20 protein-coding genes are annotated in these 21,403 nt (G+C 61.0%); 15 read left to right on the top strand and 5 right to left on the bottom strand.

From position 1 onward, the window contains the following. Position 1 precedes the first annotated feature (1 nt). Positions 2–1,339, bottom strand: coding sequence for a cytosine permease (locus E3T46_RS00940; protein WP_134577111.1), 1,338 nt, complete (start codon positions 1,337–1,339; stop codon positions 2–4). 549 nt (positions 1,340–1,888) lie between these two features. Between E3T46_RS00940 and E3T46_RS00935 the strand changes: the two genes are divergently transcribed. From E3T46_RS00935 to E3T46_RS00860, 15 genes are all read left to right on the top strand, one after another. Further along, the gene (locus tag E3T46_RS00935; protein WP_166790142.1) at positions 1,889–2,812 is read left to right on the top strand and encodes an alpha/beta hydrolase-fold protein; all 924 of its coding nucleotides are present in this window, start codon (positions 1,889–1,891) and stop codon (positions 2,810–2,812) included. A 114-nt stretch (positions 2,813–2,926) separates the two neighbouring features. Beyond that, positions 2,927–3,250: a hypothetical protein gene (locus E3T46_RS00930; RefSeq protein ID WP_134577109.1), complete on the top strand. Its 324-nt coding sequence runs from the start codon at positions 2,927–2,929 to the stop codon at positions 3,248–3,250. Positions 3,251–3,955: 705 nt separating this feature from the next. Beyond that, positions 3,956–4,231, top strand: coding sequence for a hypothetical protein (locus tag E3T46_RS00920; protein ID WP_134577108.1), 276 nt, complete (start codon positions 3,956–3,958; stop codon positions 4,229–4,231). A gap of 172 nt (positions 4,232–4,403) precedes the next feature. Next, positions 4,404–5,384 (top strand): LacI family DNA-binding transcriptional regulator, encoded by a 981-nt coding sequence (locus E3T46_RS00915; RefSeq protein ID WP_241980391.1) that lies wholly within the window; start codon positions 4,404–4,406, stop codon positions 5,382–5,384. Then, entirely contained in the window at positions 5,381–6,304 is a 924-nt protein-coding gene (locus tag E3T46_RS00910; protein ID WP_134577106.1) for a sugar ABC transporter permease, read from the top strand. Before E3T46_RS00915 ends, E3T46_RS00910 begins: the two co-directional genes overlap by 4 nt. Beyond that, a complete protein-coding gene (locus E3T46_RS00905) occupies positions 6,301–7,143 on the top strand; it encodes a carbohydrate ABC transporter permease (RefSeq protein WP_134577105.1) in 843 nt (280 codons plus the stop codon). The genes E3T46_RS00910 and E3T46_RS00905 overlap by 4 nt, the downstream gene beginning before the upstream one ends. A gap of 79 nt (positions 7,144–7,222) precedes the next feature. Beyond that, positions 7,223–8,494, top strand: coding sequence for an extracellular solute-binding protein (locus E3T46_RS00900; RefSeq protein WP_134577104.1), 1,272 nt, complete (start codon positions 7,223–7,225; stop codon positions 8,492–8,494). Between the two features lie 133 nt (positions 8,495–8,627). Then, a complete protein-coding gene (locus E3T46_RS00895; protein ID WP_134577103.1) occupies positions 8,628–9,800 on the top strand; it encodes an ADP-ribosylglycohydrolase family protein in 1,173 nt (390 codons plus the stop codon). Beyond that, complete coding sequence (locus tag E3T46_RS00890) at positions 9,797–11,269, top strand: ADP-ribosylglycohydrolase family protein (protein ID WP_134577102.1); 1,473 nt, start codon at positions 9,797–9,799, stop codon at positions 11,267–11,269. The genes E3T46_RS00895 and E3T46_RS00890 overlap by 4 nt, the downstream gene beginning before the upstream one ends. Continuing rightward, positions 11,266–13,323 carry an SUMF1/EgtB/PvdO family nonheme iron enzyme gene (locus tag E3T46_RS00885; protein ID WP_134577101.1) on the top strand — a complete coding sequence of 686 codons (2,058 nt, stop codon included), beginning with the start codon at positions 11,266–11,268 and terminating at the stop codon, positions 13,321–13,323. Before E3T46_RS00890 ends, E3T46_RS00885 begins: the two co-directional genes overlap by 4 nt. Continuing rightward, complete coding sequence (locus E3T46_RS00880; RefSeq protein WP_134577100.1) at positions 13,320–14,507, top strand: CoA transferase; 1,188 nt, start codon at positions 13,320–13,322, stop codon at positions 14,505–14,507. The genes E3T46_RS00885 and E3T46_RS00880 overlap by 4 nt, the downstream gene beginning before the upstream one ends. Next, a complete protein-coding gene (locus E3T46_RS00875; protein WP_166790140.1) occupies positions 14,504–15,340 on the top strand; it encodes a CoA ester lyase in 837 nt (278 codons plus the stop codon). The genes E3T46_RS00880 and E3T46_RS00875 overlap by 4 nt, the downstream gene beginning before the upstream one ends. A 1,258-nt stretch (positions 15,341–16,598) precedes the next feature. Continuing rightward, entirely contained in the window at positions 16,599–17,336 is a 738-nt protein-coding gene (locus E3T46_RS00870; RefSeq protein ID WP_134577098.1) for a hypothetical protein, read from the top strand. Between the two features lie 21 nt (positions 17,337–17,357). Further along, positions 17,358–17,861: an SRPBCC family protein gene (locus E3T46_RS00865; protein ID WP_134577097.1), complete on the top strand. Its 504-nt coding sequence runs from the start codon at positions 17,358–17,360 to the stop codon at positions 17,859–17,861. A 240-nt stretch (positions 17,862–18,101) separates the two neighbouring features. Continuing rightward, positions 18,102–18,575, top strand: coding sequence for a hypothetical protein (locus tag E3T46_RS00860; RefSeq protein WP_134471271.1), 474 nt, complete (start codon positions 18,102–18,104; stop codon positions 18,573–18,575). 76 nt (positions 18,576–18,651) lie between these two features. Here E3T46_RS00860 and E3T46_RS00855 read toward each other — a convergent pair whose 3' ends face one another. The 4 genes from E3T46_RS00855 to E3T46_RS00840 all read right to left on the bottom strand — a co-directional run bounded on the left by E3T46_RS00855 (position 18,652) and on the right by E3T46_RS00840 (position 21,232). Then, entirely contained in the window at positions 18,652–19,161 is a 510-nt protein-coding gene (locus E3T46_RS00855) for a hypothetical protein (protein ID WP_134443207.1), read from the bottom strand. 127 nt (positions 19,162–19,288) lie between these two features. After that, positions 19,289–19,873, bottom strand: a complete 585-nt coding sequence (locus tag E3T46_RS00850; RefSeq protein ID WP_134577096.1) for a recombinase family protein — start codon at positions 19,871–19,873, stop codon at positions 19,289–19,291. 374 nt (positions 19,874–20,247) lie between these two features. Further along, complete coding sequence (locus E3T46_RS00845; protein WP_134442905.1) at positions 20,248–20,616, bottom strand: hypothetical protein; 369 nt, start codon at positions 20,614–20,616, stop codon at positions 20,248–20,250. Next, positions 20,606–21,232 carry a hypothetical protein gene (locus tag E3T46_RS00840; protein ID WP_134577095.1) on the bottom strand — a complete coding sequence of 209 codons (627 nt, stop codon included), beginning with the start codon at positions 21,230–21,232 and terminating at the stop codon, positions 20,606–20,608. Before E3T46_RS00840 ends, E3T46_RS00845 begins: the two co-directional genes overlap by 11 nt. Positions 21,233–21,403: the final 171 nt, after the last annotated feature.

Genomic DNA, 21,403 nt, shown 5'->3' with positions numbered 1-21,403 from the left:
ATTAGCGCGTGAGCTCGGGGACAAGCTGTTGCGCCTGGATTGTCAGGACGGAGCCGACGCCACGAACCCAGCCGAGCTTGCCCGCGATGATGTAGAGCACCATGGATGTGAGCAGCGCGAGAATTGGCGGGATGCCCCACGTCACGAAGTAGCCGATCCCGGCGGAGAGGACCCAAATGATGATTGTCGCCGGTACGATTCGCGGCGCCGACGTCGGCAGCGTTCCCGCCTCGCGGGTTGCGTCGAGATCGCCGCGCCACTTCTTCACGACGAAGTACTCAGCCACCATGATGCCTGCGATCGGCGGGAACGCGACGCCCAGGATGATGAGGAAGCCTGTGAACTGCGACAGGATGCCCGCGGCGGCGAGGATCGATCCGACGACGCCCAATACGACGGTGATTGTGACCCGGTTCAGATTCTTGTTGAACGTTGTCGAAATAAAGTTAATCAGTCCGAGGCTCGATGAATAGAGGTTCCAGTCGTTGATCTTGAGCGTGCCGGTGATGACGATGATGAGGCCAACGAATCCGATCGAGGATGTGACGATCGCGACGATGTTGCCGGAGGCAGCCGCGTGAGCGAGCAGTACGCCCGCGAGCCCGATCACGAATTCTCCGAGGCTGACGCCCACAACCGTCTGCTTGATAACGTCGGCCCGTGACCGGTTGAACCGGGTCATGTCGGCTGTGATGATGGCGCCCACGATGAGGCCACCTGCGACGATGCCGGTACCGGTCCATACGCTCATTGTCGGCCCGGGGGCGGGTGACGTGACGAGGCTGATCAAGGAATGATTGCTGAGCTCGCTAATAACCGACCAGCCCACGAGGATAAGGAAGAGCGGCACGGTGATGTTGGCGAGCATTTGCATTCCCTTGAAACCGAATGCAACGATCGCCGTGACGGCGAGTCCGAAGATGAGGCTCCACCCCCAGGCCGGCATGACACCGGGCATAAGCACGTCCAGCGACTCCGCGGAGATGGCGCTCTGGATGCCAAACCAACCAATAAGGCTGATGCCGATCGCGAGCCCGACAAGGGACGCGCCGATCTCACCGAAGCCCGTCCAGCGCGCGAGAAGTGCCGTGTTCAATCCCTCCTTCTGCCCGATGATGCCGACGACACACATGATCACCTCGAGGATGATCGAGCCGAGGACGAGAGCAAGAGCCGCATTGGCGAACGTCATGCTGTAGCCGAGGGTGGCGCCCAAGAGGAACTGTGAGAGCGCGGAGACTTGACCGAATCGTTGAACTGCGATGCCGAACCAAGGTTTCTGAGCACTGGGGGTGACACGGGACAGGGCGAAATCGTCGGCATGTGCAGTGTGAGCCATGATTATCCTTCTGGAAGCCGGAGATGATGTGGGGATCACGCTAATCGCCTGGCCGTCCTCACTCCATGTGCGAAGTGCACGAGAAAGTGATCGAATCCAGCGGATTGCACACTCATATTGGTTGAGTTGACACAGAAAGCGACTTAGCAGCGACAGCGACCGTCTGTGCCTGCTTCGACTGCAATTCTTTGCCCGTTCCACACGGTGAATGACCAGCGTGGGTTCGAGGGGCCTCCGACCGAGGGTGCAAGTGCAGCAGGTTGCCCTGAGCCTCTGCTCTGGGTGAATCCCATCTGGTTATTGCCCAGTTATCCCAGACGGATTCGTTTTCGCTGGGTAACCGATGCTTGCCCATTGCTGCCGCGCGTGGCTACAGTGCTGTAAACGTTATCGTAAACGTTTTCTCAGGATTGTTCGCGTAGTCCAGCAGGCAACGTCATGTGAACACGGCCCCGATCGTTCTAATCGGGGTAGGTCGCATCGCCAAGGATCGCGAGGCAACCTGCGTTGGATCGGTGAAGGGGAACCACAATGGAGTGGAAAAATACAATGGGCCTGCTCGTGACTTCGGGTCTGATCACGGCATCAGTGATAGCGACGGGCGGAACCGCGCAGGGCGCGAATGGGCGGCTGCTTGCCGGTTCGCTGGTTAGTTCCTCCGTCGGGGGGACGATCGACTACACGGTCTATCTGCCCGCCGGATACGACGCCAACGGTACGACCCGGTACCCCTCGCTATATCTGTTACACGGGCGTGGTGATACACAGGCGGCCTGGCAACAAGAGATCGGGGATATAGATGAATTGACGGCGGCAGGAAGCATCCCGCCGATGGTCATCATCATGCCCGAGGCGCCGTGGAGCAACGGTGGAAGCTATTACGTTGACTCGCAGTACACCGGCGCCGCCGGGGGTTCGACTCCCGGAGTGGCCGTCGAAACGGCGTTCACCGGTGATCTCCTTGAACACATCGACTCGAAGTTTCTCACCATACCGGACAGGGCCGCCCGCGCAGTCTGCGGCTACTCCATGGGAGGTGCTGGCGCCTTACGATTTGCCACTGCCCATCAAGACCTGTTTTCGGCTGGAATCATCTTGAGCCCCGCGGTGTACGTCCCATCGACGCCGGTGGACTCCTCGACCAGGGAATTTGGAGCCTACGGCGTTGGCGCCTCCCTCTATGACGAGGACCGGTATCAATCGCTGAACTATCCGGCAACGTTGTCAGACTTCGATCCGGCGTTGCCAGTACACCTGTTCATTGCTGTTGGTGACGACGAGTACGCAAATCCTCTGCCGGAGGATGCTATCCATGACCTCGACCACGAGGCGGCCACACTGTACACCCAGGCAAAACGGGTCGCCGGCATCACTGCCGAGCTTCGCGTCTACAACGGTGGCCACGACTGGGGAGTGTGGAAAAGAGGTTTCCGAGAGGGCGTCGTCGACATCGCCACGCATTTACGCACCTAGGCACCGCCCGCATTCGACGGGCTGCAGTTCGGCTCGGTCGGCGACGACCGCGCCGGAGGCGTTCTGGGACGCCGCGATGGCAGCGTAATCCAAGCGCTCAACGCAGCAGACGCCATGCTCGGCCTGAACGCACAAGGTGGGTTGGACATTGTCGTGCAGAAACTGGATGCGAACGGAGACCAAGTGTGGCTCACCCCCATCGCGTCGGGCTTGAATGAACGCGCCTACGGCATCGTGGACGCTGAAGATGGCGCTGTGATCGTCGCTGGCTTCATGCGCCAAGGACACGATGCAGGCGAAAATGACGACGGTCTGCTGGTGAAGCTGGACGTCAACGGCCGAGAAATCTGGCGCACGACGCTCGGATCCGAGTCGGCACCGGACCGCCTCTACGCCGTCGCGTCCGATGGAGCTGGGGGAGCGTTTGTGACGGGATAAACCTCGGGCGTTCTGGATTCTCCGTCCAGCGGGAGTTTCGCCAATGCCGGCGACAAGGACGCCATCGTTGTTCGCGTTGACGCGAGCGGAAGCGTCGTCTGGGCCCAGCAGGTCGGGAGCTCCGGCGAAGACAAGGGCATCGCGGTGGCCGCTTCGGCAGACGGCGGCGTCTACGTCGGCGGCACAGCGGGAGCCGCCATGTCCGGAGCAGCGAGCGCCGGAGGATACGACGCCTGGGTCGCAAAATTCGATAGCGACGGGCGGCGAATGTGGCTCGACCAGTTTGGCACGGGGCAGAACGACCAGGTCTCAGGACTCGTCATGACTGCATTCGGTGTCGCTGCGACGGGCCTCACACAGGGGGCGTTGGAGGGCCCCTCGGCTGGGGAATCTGACGTTTTTTGTGACTGCGCTCGATACCGACGGTACCGTCGAATGGACAACGCAGGACGGCTCTTCAGGCGATGACCGTGGTGCCGCGATAACGATAGACGATGCGGGGCGGCTCCTGGTCGTCGGCCACACTAACGGGCGCCTCAGCAGCGGACCGGCGGCGGGGGGCACCGATGTGTTCATCATCACACTCGACCCAACGGCAGCATTGTTGACCGGACACAGCTGGGCTCCGTCCAGAGGGACGGCGCCGACGACTATGACGAAGCGAATCTCTTCATTGCGGGCGGGGGATCGATGTGGATTCAGGCCGTGACCTTCGGCAATGTGTCAGGCGCCGTCAACGCTGGGGCGGGAGATGTTTTTCTCACCTCGGTCGGCTTTGATGCGGTCGTAATACCGGCCGTTATCGCCCCGGCAGATGCGGCCGCGGCCGGGTCGGCGGTGGTTAGACCGGCATCAACGGTTGGCGCTCTGGTCGTTTCTGGGGTTGACGTGGCACGGTGGGCCGCCCTGTCGACTCTGCTCCTTGTTGTGGGCGTCGCGATGCGCTGGATGCGGGTTACGAGGCGTCAGTTCGCGGTATAGGAGACGAGATGCTTGCGTCGGTCGCGTCGTGGGTGATAGTGTCCCAGTAAACGTTCTTGTAAACGTTTACTGACTTGGCCACGTAAGCAACCACACGGTTCGAGCGCAAGAGAACACCTTTCAATGAAGATCGGGAAATCAAGTGAATTCTGGCAAATCAACTCTCGTGCGAGTGGCAGAACGCGCCGGGGTATCGATCGCTTCGGTGTCCAGGGTCTTGAACGGTTTGCCGGCCTCCGAGTCGATCGCCGAGCGCGTGCGTGCTGCGGCGGCTGAACTGGGTTACGTACCCAATTCCACGGCTCGTTCCCTCAAAGTTGGACGCACGGAGCAGATCGCCCTCGCCGTCGCTGACGTCGGTAACCCGGTCTACGTGTCCATGATGCACGCAGTGAACGAGGTGGTCGCCTCTGCCGGGTTTCGACTCGTGCTTTCCTCCACGGGGAGTGACCCGGTCGACCAGATCGACCTGCTCAAGAACCTGAACCGAGGGTTCGCCGACGGCCTCATCCTCAGCCCGCTGAGGGTCACCCCCGACCTGATCGAGGAGTTGCGGGCCAGCCGCTTGCCGCTGGTCATCATCGGTTCCCTCCCGGAAGGTGTTGCTGTGGACAACGTTCGGGCCAATTCACGCAAAGGTGTCGGCTTGGCGGTCCAACACCTTCACGAAAACGGTCGGCGCCAGATCGGGTTTCTCAATGGTCCTGTCGATACGGTCCCGGGGACGGCACGGCTCGCGGGGTATCTCAGGGCGATGGCCAAGCTTTCCCTGCCAATTACCAGCGACCTGCAGGTCGAAGCTGACGACTTCACCTACGAGGCCGGTCTCGTGGCAACCACTGCGCTCCTCAACCAGTCCAGTCCAGACGCGATCGTCTGTGCGAATGACCTGTTGGCCGTGGCCGCGATGAAGATCATCGTCGGGCGTGGTCTGCGGGTGCCGCAGGACATCGCGCTGGTCGGAATGGACAACACCAGCATCGCTGAACTCGCCAACCCGGCGCTGACCAGCGTCGACCTCGGGTCGACCAAACGTGCGCGCAAGGCAGCGAAACTCCTGCTGGCACGAATCGCGGATCCGAGCCTTCCGGTGCACAGCGTGGTCGTCGCCCCCGCCCTTGTCATCCGTGAGTCTTCCATCGTGCCCGCATGACCCTCATCAGGTCCCGTTCGTTCAGTAGACGGCCCAAGGGTTCACCGTCTCACCGGGGGAAGAACCGCGATGCCTGGCTACTCGTGTTGCCGGCGCTTATCCCCGTCGTCATCTTCAGCGTTTATCCACTCCTGCAGGGCATCCTGCTCGGGTTCACCGACGCTAAGGCCGGTCTCAACGCGACTACCTCGGTGAACGGTCTCGACAACTACGTTAAATTGCTCAGCTACGAACTCTTCTGGAAGTCGTTCCGCATAGGAATGATCTGGGCGGTCTCGGTCACCGTGCTGCAATTCTTGGCGTCCCTCGGCCTCGCTTCCCTGCTGAACCTCGACATCAAGATGCGCTGGCTCGCCCGCACACTCGTACTCGTGCCCTGGGCGATGCCACCGGTGATCATCGCCATTATGTGGCGTCTCATGCTCAACCCCACGTACGGGCCGATCAACGACATGCTCAGCTCGGTCGGACTCCCCGGTGAAATCAACTGGCTCGGCAACTTCGCCACAGCCCTGCCCGCAGTGATCGTGGTCGCGGTGTGGGCCGGCATGCCCCAGACCACAATAGTCCTCCTGGCCGGGCTTCAATCTATATCAGCGGAATTGCACGAGGCGGCATCCATTGACGGGGCCGGGTCGTGGAAACGATTCATCCATGTGACTCTTCCTGCCCTCAAACCCGTCATCATCGCCATCACCACGCTCGACCTGATCTGGAACTTCAATTCCTTTGCCCTGGTCTTCGTACTGACGGCCGGCGGGCCGGGCGGTGAAACCATGCTGCCTATGCTCTTCGCCTACAACGAAGCGTTCCGATATGGAAACTTCGGCCTCGCCTCAGCAATGGGCAACGTCATGGTGATCGTCATCGCCTTCTTCCTGTTCTTCTACCTTCGCTCACAAATGCGAGAGAGCAAATGAAATCCACCAGAACTCGCTGGCCCGCCCGAACCCTGCAGTACTTGGCCCTGACGGGGTACATCGTCTTTCTTGGCTTTCCACTGTTGTGGCTGCTCCTGGCCTCGTTCAAGACACCGCGGGAGCTCAGCTCACCAACGCAGTCCTTCCTACCGGATTCGTTCGCTCTGGACAACTTTGTCGCGGCCGTTCAGAAAGCCGACCTCTTCACTGCCGCCGGCAACAGCCTGTTCGTTGCCCTGTCGACCACTATCGTCGTCACACTCATGTCGCTTCCGGCGGCGTATGCGCTGGCACGGTTCCGCACCAAACTCCGCGGAGTTGCCACGGGCTGGATCCTGCTGAGCCAGGTATTTCCGTTCATCCTGATCATCATCCCGTTGTTCCTCGTGCTGCGGGAAATCAACCTGCTCAATTCCCATCTAGGCCTGATCATCGTTTACGCGGTGTGGTCGCTGCCTTTTGCGCTCTGGATGTTGCAGGGCTATGTGGCGGGAATCCCGGTGGAACTCGAAGAAGCGGGGGCGATGGATGGCGCGTCTAAATTGCGTGTCCTGCGGTCGATCGTGTTTCCTCTTCTTATGCCCGGGCTCGTCGCCACGAGCATGTTCACTTTCATCTCGTCCTGGAACGAGTTCTTTTTCGCCCTCGTTCTGATTCAGGACCCGGCCCTCCAGACCCTGCCCCTCACCCTCGCCCGGTTCGTCGGGGCGGAAGGCCAGGTGCAGCTCGGTCAACTTGCCGCCGCTTCACTCCTGGCGACCATTCCCAGCCTTGCGTTCTTCGCACTCATCCAGAAGCGCCTCACTTCTGGCCTGTTGAGCGGGGCCGTCAAGGGATAAAGAGCCTACCAATCGTCACCTGTTTCAATGCCGCGCACATTGGTGTGCGCAGCGGTACCTACACACAAGGAGCAAGTCCATGAAGAAAGCCATCACCGTCGGCGTCGGCCTCCTGGCCGTCACCGGCCTCTTGGCCGGTTGCAGCGGAGCCACCGCCGAGCCCGGAAGTCCGATCACCCTTACCTTCCAGAGTCTCGCCTGGCAGGAAACAACCATTGCCGCGACGGAAACTATTGTGGCCGACTGGAATGCCGCGAACCCGAATGTGCAGGTGAACATCACTCAGGGCAGCTGGGACAACGTGCAGGACCAGCTCGTGACCCAGTTCCAGGGCGGCACCGCACCCGACATCATCCACTATGAATCCGCGGCGATCGCGGGCTTCGCAGAGCAGGGCTATCTGGCTGACCTCAGCCCGTACCTGGGGGAAGACCTTAAGAGGGGCATCACCGACGACATTTGGAAGACAGTCACCGCCAGCGATGGCTCAATTGTGGGCCTGCCCACGCTGCTCCAGTCCTACGTTGTCTTCGCTAACGCCGATGCGTTCGCCGCAGCGGGTGTTGAACTCCCCACGGGCGATGAACTGAGCTGGGACGATCTCGCGGCGGTCTCGAGTGAACTGACAGTGGACGGCGGCTACGGTCTTGGCTGGGGATTGAAGTCACCGACCGCCACGGTCATGAATATGGGGCTTGGCTTCGATGGCACCTATTTTGCAACGGCAGATGGTGTTTCGACGATCTCCGTCGGTGACGCCGAACTTGAGGTTCCGGAGCGCATCCATGCGATGGCTTACGACGACAAGTCAATCGAGCCGGTCTCGCTGACTCTCAGCGGTACGGATGCTCTGCCTGGATTTTTCGGCGGCGACTATGCCATGTTCTTCGGCGGCAACTTCTACTCGCAGCAGATGACCGAGTCAGCCCCGGAAGGTTTCAACTGGGTCGTTCTTCCGCCGCTCGCTGGTTCTGCGGGAACCGCTCAGGCTGCTAATCCCCAGACCTTGTCGGTGGCAGCAGAGAGTGACCACATCGAAGAGGCTGCTGCATTCCTCGAATTTTTCGCCGGGGCTGAGAATTTGTCGGCCCTGGGTCAGGGCGACTGGCTTGTACCGACCTCCGCAGATGGTCGGGCAGCGCTTCTGAGCGCCACTGGAGGCGATGGTGGTTGGACGGAGATTCTCAAATCCGGTGAGACCCTCGCGATGGCTCCGTTCCAGTCCGCGGTTGGCTATGTGCAGTGGAAGGACCAGATTGCCACTCCCGCGCTTCAGCAGTACTTCGCGAACGCAATCACCACGGAAGAACTGCGGGCTCAGCTGCAGGACGGGTTCGCCGGAATCGGATGATTCTCGCCTGATTCGTAACAACGGTTCGGGACTTCGGTCCGAACCGAGCGGGACGGTGGCTCGTGTCACCCGTGGGACGAGCCACCGGCATTCACTGGATTGAAACTATTTCGTCACGAGCTTGGAGAATCAGATGGATCTGCTGCAGGACAAGGCCACCGGAGTGCTGGCTGGTGCGGCCGTGGGCGATGCCCTCGGTGGCGCCGCCGAAGGCAATACGCCGGAGGCGATCCAACAGCGATACGGGGGCTACATCGACGGCATCGTCGGTCCGTTCTTTGACGATTGGCGAAATGCACGCCCGATTGCTCCGTACCATAAGGGCGACGGTCACATCACGGATGACACGTTGATGACGACGGCTCTGGTCGACGTGTATGCCACGGTCCGTGATCACCTGGATGCCTTCTCCATCGCCGACCACCTCGTACCGCTTCTCATCGGGGAGAAACGCTGGGTCCCCGAACTGGAATCCGAAGCGTTGCTCCTGCACCGCATTTTCCTGGCCGAGAAATGGCTCGTCGCCCGCTTGCACTACGGTCACATCGATCCGCGCGAGGCCGGCGTCGGGAACATCGTTAACTGCGGCGCCACGATGTACGTCGCCCCGATCGGAATTGCCAACGCGGGCTCACCCGATACCGCCTACGCCGAAGGCATTGACGTCGCCGGCGCGCATCAGTCAAGCTATGGACGGGAAGCTGCCGGAGTATTTGCGGCGTCCGTCGCGGAGGCCATGCGGCCCGGTGCGTCCGTCAGCTCGGTAATCGCTACCGCCTTGCGCCTGGCCAAGGACGGCACCCGCGACGCAATCGAAGCGGTGGTGAACGCAGCGGACGGAATCACCGACTGGCGCGAGGCCATCGGCCCCCTACGGCGGGCGGTCACTCCCTACGACACCGTCGGTGCCGACTATCGCAAACCTGCACGTGATGCCCGCATCCCCAACCGCACCAAATCGATCGAAGAGCTGCCAATCGCCCTGGGCATGCTCGTTGTCGCAGCCGGTGATTACCCCGAAGCGGTGCTCGGCGCTGTCAATTACGGTCGCGATTCGGACTCCATTGCCACCATGGCCGGCGCCATCTGCGGAGCCCTGAACGGCGTCGACAACGTGCCCTTGGAGTGGCGGGAGGCCGTGTCCACGGCCAGCCGTGTCGACCTTGAGGCTCCAGCCGCCACCATGACTGCGGTCAGCCGCGAAATCTGGACCCGAGACCAGCAACGCTCCACACTTCGGGGATCTACGATGAGTGCACTCACCGCACCGGCACCAGCCAGCTTCCAGAGAAGTGCTTCGCGATGACGGTACCGCAAACAACGTCGATTCCCCGAGTTGAGGCCCAAACATCCCGTACTGGAGCCCTCCGGCTGAGTTGGACTCAGCCGGAAGATCTTGTTGCTCACGCCATCAACGCCGCGGGCGAGGAAGGCCGCGACCTCGGCGCCCTTGGCGAACGCTGGTCCGAAGCCGGCGGCTCACTCATTCCGGCGGTAACCGGGGCCACTCCACTGCAGGCCGAGCCGAAGCTTCGCAGTCTGGCTCGGGAGTTAATGTACGAACTCGACTTGGTCGCGCTTCCTGAGGTCATCGCTGCAACAGAACCGGACGATCTCGAGGACATCCGTGCCCTCCTCACCGTCTCGGATGAGGGAGTGATCCCGCCCACGGATGCTATGAACGTCGATCCCACGACAATTCAGGACCGAATACACGGCGCTTGGCTCGGCCGCGCCGCCGGTTGCCTGCTCGGAAAACCGGTTGAGAAAATCCCGCGTGACGGTATTCGCCTGATTGCACAGTCCACTGCAAACTGGCCCATCGCGTCCTATTTCACCGAAGTCGGCTTGGACCCGGCGATTGCCGATCGATTCCCATGGAATCGCCGCAGCCGTTCGACAAGTCTGATCGAGAACATCGACGGGATGCCCGAAGACGACGACCTGAACTTCCCCCTCATCGCCCTCGACCTGCTCGAGCGAGTCGGCAGGAACTTCACGACTCGCGATGTGGCGGAGAGCTGGCTGGCCAATCTGCCGGGCGGCCGAGTATTCACAGCCGAACGCATTACCTACCGAAACTTGCTCAACGGTTACGAGCCAGAAGAAGCGGGGGCAATTCAGAATCCCTTCCGCGAATGGATTGGGGCTCAGATTCGAGCGGATGTTTATGGTTGGGTCAATCCGGGCCGTCCCGGAACAGCGGCAGAACTGGCCTGGCGCGACGCCCGGCTGAGCCACCGCCGAAACGGAGTGTATGGCGCCATGTTCGTTGCGGCGGCCTCCGCTTCGGCGATCGTGTCAGATTCCGTCGACGAGGTTCTCAGTGCCGCGCTCGAAATCATTCCTCCGGACAGCCGGTACGCCACTGCGATCCGCTTCGGAATGGATCTCGGCCGCTCGACGCACGCCACGGAGCGGGCTTTGGATCTGCTGTACGCAGAATATGGACACCTGCACTGGGTTCACGTGCTGAACAACGCGGCACTGCTGGCCTTTTCCCTGGTGCGTGGTGCCGGTGATTTTGAGACCACGATCACCCTTGCCGTCACCGGCGGGTGGGATACCGACTCCACTGGTGCCACTGCCGGTTCCATCACGGGCGCACTGACCGGTGCCCGCGGACTGCCGGGGCGTTGGGTTGATCCGTTGAAAAACCGGCTGGCTACGAGTCTGCCTGCATATGACCAGATCGGCTTCGACGAACTCGCAGCACGAACCGCGACACTTGCCGGCGAAACCACGTCAATTCATTCCCAGGAGATTCGAGGATGACTGCCGTGTTCGACGTCGACGAGGCGAACACCAACGAGTTCAACCCCCTCGTGCCCCGCGGAATCGATCTGCCGACCCTGCTCGACGCCGACGGGATTGACGATGCGGCCGGCGACGTGGTGAAGATCTTCTCCGCACCGACAGACCCAGCTGAGTGGCCCGAGTGGCGGGAACATCTTGCCCACTGGCGGGAATCGGCCCGTACCCGCCTTGCCTACAGCGGCACCGCCTACGACTCACGCGATGCCCTCTGGACACGGTCCTGCTTCAGCGTGGCCCTGGTCTGGCTCTGGGACGAACGACTCTACGACCATGAGACTGGTCACTTCACGATTGCGGCTTTTCTTGCTGGCACGGCTGATCACGGCGGCTTCGACGGCATCGTGTTGTGGCATGCCTATCCGGTCATCGGTATCGATGACCGGAACCAGTTCGACTTCTACCGCGACGTTGAGGGGATCACCGCCCTGGTCTCGGAATTTCATCGACACGGCCTCAAAGTGTTCATCAACTACAACCCGTGGGACACGGGGACTCGACGCGCGTCCGACGACGACCCCGCGGAGCTGGCTCGCTTGGTCAACGAGATGCGCGTGGACGGTGTCTTCTTGGACACCATGAAGGAAGGGGGAACCGACCTGATTGCCGCCCTAGTTTCGGCCGACCCGCCGCAGGTGCTGGAAGGCGAATCACGCATACAGCTGTCCCGGATTGAAGATCACCATCTGAGTTGGGCGCAATGGTTTGCCGACAGTGAAGCACCTGGTGTGCTGAGGGCGCACTGGTACGAGCGACGCCACATGATGCACCACACTCGCCGGTGGAACCGCGACCACAGCTCTGAGCTGCAGTCGAGTTTCATGAACGGCACCGGCATGCTCATCTGGGACACAGTCTTTGGCGTCTGGGTCGGTTGGAACGAGCGCGACAAAGCCACCTTGCGCCGCATGCTCCGTGTGCAGCGTACCCTCACCGACGTTCTCGTCGACGGCGATTGGACGCCCCTGGTTGATGCCGCGTCCCAGGCCCTTGCCGCACGGGTCTATGTCAGCAAGTTCCAAACCCCGACAACAACTCTGTGGACCATCATCAACCGTGAGAAATCTGACTACAACGGGCCAGTGCTGAATGGAGCAGCTCTCGACTCGGCCGCCGAATCCCGGCTGATTGACCTCGGCAGCGGCACAGTCCTAACTGCAGCGAACTCAGCGGTCATCGTGCCCGCGCGGGGCGTTACGGCCATCGTTACGGTCACCGGACCCGATCCCGCATGGCTGACCGTCCTACTCCAGAAGGAATTAGCCGATGCTGCGGATCGCGCGGCCCCGTCCGCTGTCTTCCCCGCTCGCGTGGCCGTGCGGGTCCCCGTGACAGCCTCAACAGGTCCCGTCGTCACGCCCGGCTCCACCGTCCAGGTACCCGCTGGCGAGTGGACACTGAGCGTCCAGTATCGGCGCCGAGAGACGGGCCTCTATCAGGGCGCTCCCTACGTCGATGAATGGAAACCGCTTCCGCCACGACTTCACGACGACCGCCTCGAAGCACTGACCGTGGTGCTGGGCAGAGTCGCTGTGGCGACCACAGAGGTAACGCGGACAGAGTTCGACGCCTTCGTCGCGGCCACCGGCTATCGACCAGTCATACCGAACCGCTTTCTGGAGGTTCCAAGTTCCTCGGTAGGAACCGGCCTCGGCGACGCGCGTCCCGTCACCATGGTCAATCTGGCCGACGCACGCGCCTATGCCGTCTGGTTCGGCGCCCGTCTTCCAACCGAATTTGAATGGCAGGTTGCAGCCGCAGATCCGGCATTTGCGCGGTTACGGCCGCTGGTCTGGAATTGGACCGAAAGCGAGCACAGCGACGGCGTTACCCGCTTCGTGATGCTCAAAGGCGGGAGCTCATACAACCCGGTGGGGTCCGACTGGTATTTTGACGGCGGCCCACGGGCATCTGAGTTCACGGCCAAATATCTGCTGCCCGGCTTGGGGCTGGAACGGTCGGAGAACATTGGCTTTCGACTTTGCTGGGATGTTTCTGGAGAGAACGAATCATGAATGCCCCCCTGACCGGTATCCGCGTTCTGGATATCTCTACTCTGTTCGCGGGCCCCCTCGCCGCTACGTTCCTCGGTGATTTCGGCGCAGATGTGATCAAAATCGAACATCCGACGAAACCGGACGCGGCTCGCGGCCATGGCCCCGCGAAAAACGGCATCAACCTGTGGTGGAAGACCTTGGGGCGCAATAAACGCACGGTGACCCTCAACCTCGGCCGGCCCGATGGCGCCGACCTGCTTCTGCGGCTGGTGGCTGAGGCCGACGTCCTCGTCGAGAATTTTCGGCCTGGCACCCTCGAACGTTGGGGCTTGGGCCCTGAGCGCTTGCTTGCCGCCAACCCGAGACTCGTCATCGCCCGAGTAACCGCATTCGGGCAGGTTGGACCCTACGCGGCCCGGCCCGGGTTCGGATCATTGGCGGAAGCTATGAGCGGGTTCGCTGCCCTAACCGGTGAACCCGATGGCCCGCCAACGTTGCCGCCGTTTGGACTGGCCGATGGCGTCGCTGCGCTTGCAACGAGCTACGCGATCATGGTCGCCCTCCGAGGCGTCGAGATTTCAGGTGCTGGACAAGTCATCGATATGGCGATCATAGAACCGATTCTCATGCTGCTGGGCGCACAGATCACAGCGTTCGATCAGCTGGGAACCGTGCAAGAGCGGACCGGGAATCGTTCCGTGAACAACTCCCCGCGCAATGTCTACCGAACGCAGGACAATACGTGGCTGGCAGTCAGCACAAGCTCTCAGTCAATTGCCGAACGAGTGCTTACGCTCGTGGGAAGACCCGATCTGGTGACCCAACCATGGTTTGTATCGGGTCACGAACGTGCCCAGCATGCCGACGAACTCGACCTGGCTGTGTCCACGTGGATCGCCGCGCGATCAGCCGAGGACGTTATCGCAGCGTTCGAACTCTCGGAGGCGGCAATCGCCCCGGTCTACGACGTGCGCGGTGTCATTGCCGATCCGCAATACCAAGCAATCGGCACAATACAGTCTGTCGAAGACGACGAACTTGGCCAGATAAAGATGCAGAATGTCCTGTTTCGCCTGTCCGAGACTCCAGGGCGCATCCGTTGGCCTGGGCGTGCCCATGGCCGAAACACCGACGAAGTCCTCGCCGAGATCGGGGTCAGCACGGAACAACTCGAACAACTCCGTGTCCGGGGGGTAGTGTGAGCGCCGCGACCACGGATGGCCCGCTCATCCTGACGGGGCTCTACGTGCCGGGCAACCGGCCCGAACGGTTCGCTAAGGCTGTGGCAAGCGGCGCGGACCTCGTCATTCTCGACCTTGAAGACTCCGTGCCGAGCGCAGAGAAGGTCGAAGCCCGACTCAATGTCGTGGAGTGGCTGCGGACGAAAGACAATGATGCCGCCACGGACCGGTCCGGTCCACGCATCCAGGTTCGCGTCACGGCAGGTAGTGACGAGGACTTGGACGCGCTCTTACCGGTCGCCGACCGCTTTGCGCTGCGCTTGCCCAAGGCCGAGAACGCTGCCCAACTGGATTCTGTCGCTGGCTTCTCTCAAGTCACCGCACTGATCGAGACGGCACTTGGTATCGAACGCGCATTCGCCTTGGCTGAACATCCAGTCACGGCCGGCCTTGCACTCGGCGATTCGGATCTTGCGAGCGACCTGGGCGCCTCGTCCCAGCAGGTGATTGACTTTGCGCGCATCCGCCTTGTGGTCGCCTCGCGGGCCGCTGCACTGCCGCCGCCCATGGTGTCGGCATGGCCGGGCATTACAGATCTCGACGGGCTGCTGAGCGACACACGCCGTGGTGCTTCCATGGGATTGATCGGCCGGGTTGCCATTCATCCGGTGCAGCTGCCTGTTATTCGGTCGGCCTTCTTGCCGAACTCGGCCGACATATCATGGGCCAGCGAGGTCATAGAAGCGCTGCTCGCCGGTGGTGTTACCACGCTGCGGTCGGGCGCCATGGTTGATGCTGCGATGCGAGGACGCGCCGAGCGCATCCTCCGGCTCGCCGAGGCAACGCACCCGTAAATATGAGAGGTACGCAGCGATCCTAGTCTTAGTCGGACGGTGGCTCGCAAGCGCCGGGCAAAAATGGCGCCATTTTCATTGGCGGTAACAATGCTTGCTCACTTAAAGGACTGGACGCCCATTCGCGTGGCGCGTGGCGCTGAGGCCTTGACGACATTCGTGCCACCGTTTACGATTTTGCTCATGCTCAATGTAGGGATGGTTGCCGGCGGCATCGGGCAGTGTTCTGGAGATTTGATGCGCGCACGCTTATTCAACGTTTATGGCCTCGAGACACACCAAGATGGGCCGAGGTATTGAGTCAATTACATTGACATTTCACACAAGAAGCTCCTGATCAGACCGAGATAAGTCGAGACAAACCGAGATGTCAGTCCGCAGCTGATTGGTCCAAAAGAGCCCCGGCGCAAACCGTCGGTCCCGGGTTCAAGTCCCGGCCGCCCTACTGTAATTTAGACCTGATCAGGGTTTCTTGTCTTTACCGAAAGGGCAAGACTTGGTGCACTGGTCGTTTATTCACCGTTTATTGCGCAAATCTCCTGGAAACGCGACCTTCGACGTCTGGAATTCCGCGGTACTTAGGTCCGCGGGGGAGCGATTGCAGGCGGTAGGTTTCGGGTTCAATTCCCATTTCCGCGCGCTTAAATTGGTTTGATCAGGACTTGAATTCCCGCGGAAACGCCAGGACTTGATGCACTCAACGTTTATCCAACGTTTATTCCGCGGCGGTTGATTGCTCCCGTCGGCCGTTACTGTGGTGCTCGATCCACTTCGATTCACTTGGGCTGGCCTCGAACATCTGAGAATCATGGACTTTGGATGACTCTTCGGGCTCGGTCTCGCGCACCTGCTACGACGAGCGCTTGCTCAAGTACGGCACCCGCATACGTGAGTTCGCCGAGGCCTCCATGGCGACCAGGGCACGCGTAGGGCTCCCGCCTGCGCCGGTGGAAATACACCGTCCTCGACCTCGTGCGTATGACGCCCGGTCATCGGGCTTAATGTCGGGACAGTTAAACGGACACCGTCGCAATTCCGCCCGGTCGGAACCGCCAGCTTCCCGGGGGAATGCCCGGGGGCCGTCCCCCTTGCGGGCACGGCGATCCATGGTCCGCGCCAGCAATCCGCGCCAAGCAGGCTCGAATGAGGGCTACGGTGTCAGGAAAAGTGTGACGACTCTCAGAGCCCGTATTACCGGCACGGCGATGACCAAACTTCGATCTCGGTCGTGTTTTCAGCACTGACCTAGGGTGGACGTATGGATGCCGACATCAACTTCTACTTCGACCCCGTCTGCCCTTTCGCCTGGATGACCAGCAAGTGGGTGCGACAGGTGCAGGCGCAGCGCGACTACACCGTGGACTGGCGGTTCATCTCGTTACGCCTGATCAACGCCCACGTCGACTATGACGCGCACTTCCCTCCCGAGTACGAAGCAGGACATACCGCCGGGCTCCGGCTTTTGCGGGTAGCCGCCCGCGCGCGCGCCGAGCACGGCCGCGAGGCGATGGCGCCGCTGTACGCAGCCTTCGGGGCCCACATCTTCGACACCGCCCCCGGTCCAGACGATCATCGGAGCGAGGGCGAGGTGCGTGAGCTCCGCGGGACGCGTGCGTTTGCGGAGCCGATCCTCGCCGAGGCGGGCCTACCGCTCGAGCTGGTGGAAGCTCTCGACGACGAATCATGGGACATCGAGATCCAGCAGGAGACGGACGAGGCACTCTCGCTGACGGGAAAAGACGTGGGCACGCCCATCATCCACTTCGAGCCACCCACCGGTGCGGCCTTCTTCGGACCGGTGATCAGCCGCCTGCCGCACGAGGACTCAGCAGTCGAGTTGTGGGACCACGTCGTCGCTCTGGCACGCTTCCCAGGATTTGCCGAACTCAAACGCAGCCTGCGCGAGCAGCCACAGCTGGCCGCGTTCGGAGTCGACGCGAGCACGGTCGGACAGCAAGAAGACTGGCACGGCGGCAGCCGGCGGCAGAAGAAATGACCGCTCCGTTAGGGTATATGCATGAGTGAGACAAGCATCCGCAGCCACCAGGAATCCGTCATCGTCGAGGCGTCGGCCGCGTTTCTCTACGACCTGCTCTCCGACATCACCCGCACCGGCGAGTGGAGCCCCGTCTGCACGTCGTGTTGGTGGGACGACGAGGCCGAGGCTGGTCGAGTCGGTGCCTGGTTCACCGGGCACAACGAGCTCCCGCATCGGACCTGGGAGACCCGGTCTGAGGTTGTGACGGCAGAGCACTGTCGCGAGTTCGCCTGGGTGGTGGGCGGCAGCTTCGTCCGCTGGGGCTTCAGCTTCGCCGCCGCGGAGACCGGGACGATACTCACCGAGTCTTGGGAGTTCCTGCCGGACGGGATCGCCATGTTCGAGGACAAGTTCGGCGAAGACGCCCATGCTCAAATCCTCGACCGCACCCAGCAAGCCCTCGATGGCATCCCGAAAACCCTCGCCGCGATCAAACGGATCGCCGAGGTCTCCAGCGACGCGGGGGCACAGCCCCAGTCATGACCGGACCGCCCGGGGAGGGCTGTCTCTGCAACGGTGTTTCCAACACTTCTACGACCCGCCTAAACTCCCACTGGCCTCATCGACCTTGACAAGTTCCGTCCCGGCACCGCCAGTAACCGAGTAGACGACGACCATTCTAAGGTGTCCCGGTCGCCGTCCGGCTAATGGGACCGAGGAGCTGGACGTTTGCGAAGGGTGAGCGATGTCTTCAGCGAAGCCTGCGGTCAGTAGGATTTACCCATGCAACTGGGTGTGGGCACGAGAGCCTCCGTGACGTTGGAGCCTGTTCGATATGAGTTCGCGAACTCTGCCGGCGATGAGTGGGATGACAACTGGCTGGTCATCAGCGGGGACGTATCGGCACCGGACACGGAGTGGCAATTTTCTGTTCCGTGTTTGACGACCTTCGAAGCGAAACAGATTTCGGCCTGGCTGCGGAGCGTGGCCGATGGAAGCATCCCCGTCAGCATCATTGGAGACGCGGGAGTTGTGCCGTCGCTCGAATTCACGGAACCGAATCTTGCGTTCAGCGTTGAAAGTTATAAGTACGAGTCGACGTCGGTTAGGGTGCACTTTGCACTTGAAACCAGGCCTGTTGGCCAGAGCAGTGACGACCGGGCCCAATTCTGGGTCGTGGTCGCAGTGACGGCCGTCGACCTTGACTCGGCGGCCGACGAATGGGACAAGGCACTGTCAGTCTTTCCGGACCGCTAGGCGTTCCGCCTCTGGTAAGCGCGCTAACGGCAATGATAACGAGGGAGGATCCTACTTTGACGGTTGTCTCGGCTGATCACCCCGTGTGGACGATTTCCCACAAATCTCCGAGAGTCACGTTGAGCTGCTCTTCACTCGGGCAGTCGTCGCACAACGATTGAAACTTGCTGCGCTCAGCTTCACTCGCGCCGTGCTGATCGAGGTAGCGCTGCCGTAGCGGGCCATCAGTGACGCCGACGGGACGACGGTCCATCAATCTGCGCGGTGCGTGATCGTGGAGGATCAACTGTTCTTCGAGCTCCGGCCGCAGCGCCAGCGCGAGCTCAAGCTGACTCGTTGTCGCCGCCCAATGCCTGACTGTGGACTCCCGTACTGCCTCTTCGGGGTCATCGATCAAGGCCAGGAATACGTCAGCCGGCAACACAAATGGGTAGGCGCCAAGCTGCCACCTCACAAAGACGTCGTCGGACCCCGCGGCCGCGCGAAGCACATCATCAGGAAGCGGAACCGGAGGCACGAACGTCCTGCGGTACTCAGCATCTTGCGCCTCAATCAGCGCCAGCTCAATGTCATCATCGTCTGCCATTCGTCAATGATGCTTCCTGACGTTCATTAGCACCAGCCCCGGACGCGCACCACGGGCGGACGTAGCGCAGAGGGTTCCCGTTGCCGGACTAGATAGTCCGGCAACGGGAATTCAATCGGTGCCCTTCTCAAAGGCTAGATTCGAACTGACGTTGGATAGTGCGGTAAACGGTCGATCGCGCGACGTTGAAGAGTTCCGCAAGTTCCGCGCTGGAGTGAAGGCCAGCGTTGTGGACTTCGATCAAGTGTTTCTGCTGTGGTACCGACAGTTTGGGCTGTTTACCGCGAAGATGCCCTTTCGCTTTGGCTACCTGCATTCCTTCGCGCGTTCTGGCGCGGATCAGGTCCGACTCGAATTCGGCGACCATCGCCAGGACGTTGAAGAGGAGGCGCCCGACCGGGTCGTTCGGGTCATGCACCGATCCACCGATACTCAGCTTCACATCTTTGGCCGTCAGCTCGTCAATGATGTCTTTCGCATCCCTAAGTGAGCGTGCGAGTCTGTCGAGTTTGGCGACGACGAGGGTATCTCCAGCACGGCAGGCGGCCAACGCTTCGCGAAGCCCGGGTCGAGCTCGGTTCGTTCCGGTCAGACCATGATCGGTGTAGATCAGCGACGATCTAACGCCCAGTCGTTCCAGGGCGTTTTGTTGGGCGGTGAGATCCTGTTCCTCTGTGGAAACGCGTGCGTATCCAATTAGTAATCCATCCATGGCGAAACTGTTCCGCTTTGCGGTGAGCGGGTCAATAATCGTCGCACTCGGGGTCCCGCTTACGGTCACTTCTTACCGCTATTTATCCACCCAGCTGTGGACCCATGCCGTCGTGACGAATCTTCTTTAAAAAATTTGCAAATAGGTTATCTGTGCCGGCCGCGGCAACTAGACACTGGCCTTGGAAGGCTGATTTGCCTGAGCAGGGCGAACCGCGTTCAGCCTGCCGAGACAGACCCCCGGGCTTGGATGCGTCGCCGCCCGACGGCTATCAGTTCGTCCCTGCTGCTTCACCGATTTGCTTAGCCACGACGTAGCCTTATCGCTAGCGGGGATTCGAAAAACTTTTATCAGGTAAGGCTGTCTTCCGAAAACTAAACGGTGGAATCAGGGGTATTGTCTGGCACCAGCCCGAGCCACCGCACCGAGTTGGCCTTCTCGACTAGTCCGTCTGCCCAGCCCTCCTGTCGTAACACGGTGGGTCCTTCCGGCTCTAATATCTCGCTCGTGTAAGCGGCGCGGGCCAGTTTCGCTGCGTCCTCAGTACCGAAAAGCACGGCGTAGCTGTCCAGGTTCCAGATTCTTCCTAGCAGCGCACCTCCGTCTTTCGCCGTGTAGAGAACGACCGCACGACCGTCAGCGGCCTGTCCGCCAGCCACCCAATCTTTCTCCGGAGCTATTCGTGGTGTCTGCTGCAACTGCTGCCGGATGGTGTGCAGGAACAGCTCAACGTCAACGGTCATGTTGTGCGTCGATCCCCTTGGGTGCGTACGACCAAGTTGTCGTCACTGTTGAAGTTTCAGAGGTTCGAGACGCCGAAGCCGGCTTTTCCGCGCCAATAGCCCGATCCACCCAGGCTGGGCAGGAAAGCGCGCCGTCGGGATTGACGCAGTAGGCCGTAGTGATTCCCACGACGGCATTCAGGGTGACCCCGTAATAGCTGGCGTAAATGGCCTCCTTATTAATCACCCGCACCTCCCGCTCATCCGTCACAACGCAGGTGTCGGTGCACGTGATCTCTTGGGCGTAAGCGACGTATAGACGGTCTTCGCCCTGCTGCACTCCGCCATTGGGAGCTTTGAGAACGAACCCGATGGTGTGTTTGCTATGGATGTTGTGCCGTTGCTGAATCTTTGTCCAACCGAACCCGACACTGCCGTTGTACGTTCCTTCACGTAAAACGACGGTCCGTCCCGCGGCGTCAGTCTCAGTACCAACGACTTCCGCTCCTTGGGATTCTGCGGACGCGCTCTGCGCACCAAAAGGAAATGACGCAAGTGTGCCCGCGATAATAGCAACAGCAACAGCAACAGCGATCCCCGTCCGTCCCGTGATTCGACGTTTCCCGTTTATATTCACTTAGTCCCCCATTACTCGAAAACCTCACGGTACACCCCGAACAGAGGCGGAATGAACCGTCCCTGATTTCCTGCCGCTTTCTTTCTGGTGAAAGGATTCGGATATGCCCAAGAAACACCCAACAGAGGTTCGCGAACGAGCGGTCCGTATGACTCTTGATCGTTTGAAGGA

It is taken from the genome of Cryobacterium sp. Hh11, assembly GCF_004404045.1.
GTDB lineage: Bacteria > Actinomycetota > Actinomycetes > Actinomycetales > Microbacteriaceae > Cryobacterium > Cryobacterium levicorallinum.
Note: the sequence above shows the minus strand (reverse complement) of the source record. Positions and strands in the feature narration are given on the sequence as shown.

Bases quoted from the DNA above. Each gene is read 5' to 3' on its own strand.
- E3T46_RS00940 (WP_134577111.1), bottom strand. From the start codon at position 1,339: ATGGCTCACACTGCACATGCCGACGATTTCGCCCTGTCCCGTGTCACC.
- E3T46_RS00935 (WP_166790142.1), top strand. From the start codon at position 1,889: ATGGGCCTGCTCGTGACTTCGGGTCTGATCACGGCATCAGTGATAGCG.
- E3T46_RS00930 (WP_134577109.1), top strand. From the start codon at position 2,927: ATGCTCGGCCTGAACGCACAAGGTGGGTTGGACATTGTCGTGCAGAAA.
- E3T46_RS00910 (WP_134577106.1), top strand. From the start codon at position 5,381: ATGACCCTCATCAGGTCCCGTTCGTTCAGTAGACGGCCCAAGGGTTCA.
- E3T46_RS00905 (WP_134577105.1), top strand. From the start codon at position 6,301: ATGAAATCCACCAGAACTCGCTGGCCCGCCCGAACCCTGCAGTACTTG.
- E3T46_RS00900 (WP_134577104.1), top strand. From the start codon at position 7,223: ATGAAGAAAGCCATCACCGTCGGCGTCGGCCTCCTGGCCGTCACCGGC.
- E3T46_RS00895 (WP_134577103.1), top strand. From the start codon at position 8,628: ATGGATCTGCTGCAGGACAAGGCCACCGGAGTGCTGGCTGGTGCGGCC.
- E3T46_RS00890 (WP_134577102.1), top strand. From the start codon at position 9,797: ATGACGGTACCGCAAACAACGTCGATTCCCCGAGTTGAGGCCCAAACA.
- E3T46_RS00885 (WP_134577101.1), top strand. From the start codon at position 11,266: ATGACTGCCGTGTTCGACGTCGACGAGGCGAACACCAACGAGTTCAAC.
- E3T46_RS00880 (WP_134577100.1), top strand. From the start codon at position 13,320: ATGAATGCCCCCCTGACCGGTATCCGCGTTCTGGATATCTCTACTCTG.
- E3T46_RS00870 (WP_134577098.1), top strand. From the start codon at position 16,599: ATGGATGCCGACATCAACTTCTACTTCGACCCCGTCTGCCCTTTCGCC.
- E3T46_RS00865 (WP_134577097.1), top strand. From the start codon at position 17,358: ATGAGTGAGACAAGCATCCGCAGCCACCAGGAATCCGTCATCGTCGAG.
- E3T46_RS00860 (WP_134471271.1), top strand. From the start codon at position 18,102: ATGCAACTGGGTGTGGGCACGAGAGCCTCCGTGACGTTGGAGCCTGTT.
- E3T46_RS00855 (WP_134443207.1), bottom strand. From the start codon at position 19,161: ATGGCAGACGATGATGACATTGAGCTGGCGCTGATTGAGGCGCAAGAT.
- E3T46_RS00850 (WP_134577096.1), bottom strand. From the start codon at position 19,873: ATGGATGGATTACTAATTGGATACGCACGCGTTTCCACAGAGGAACAG.
- E3T46_RS00845 (WP_134442905.1), bottom strand. From the start codon at position 20,616: ATGACCGTTGACGTTGAGCTGTTCCTGCACACCATCCGGCAGCAGTTG.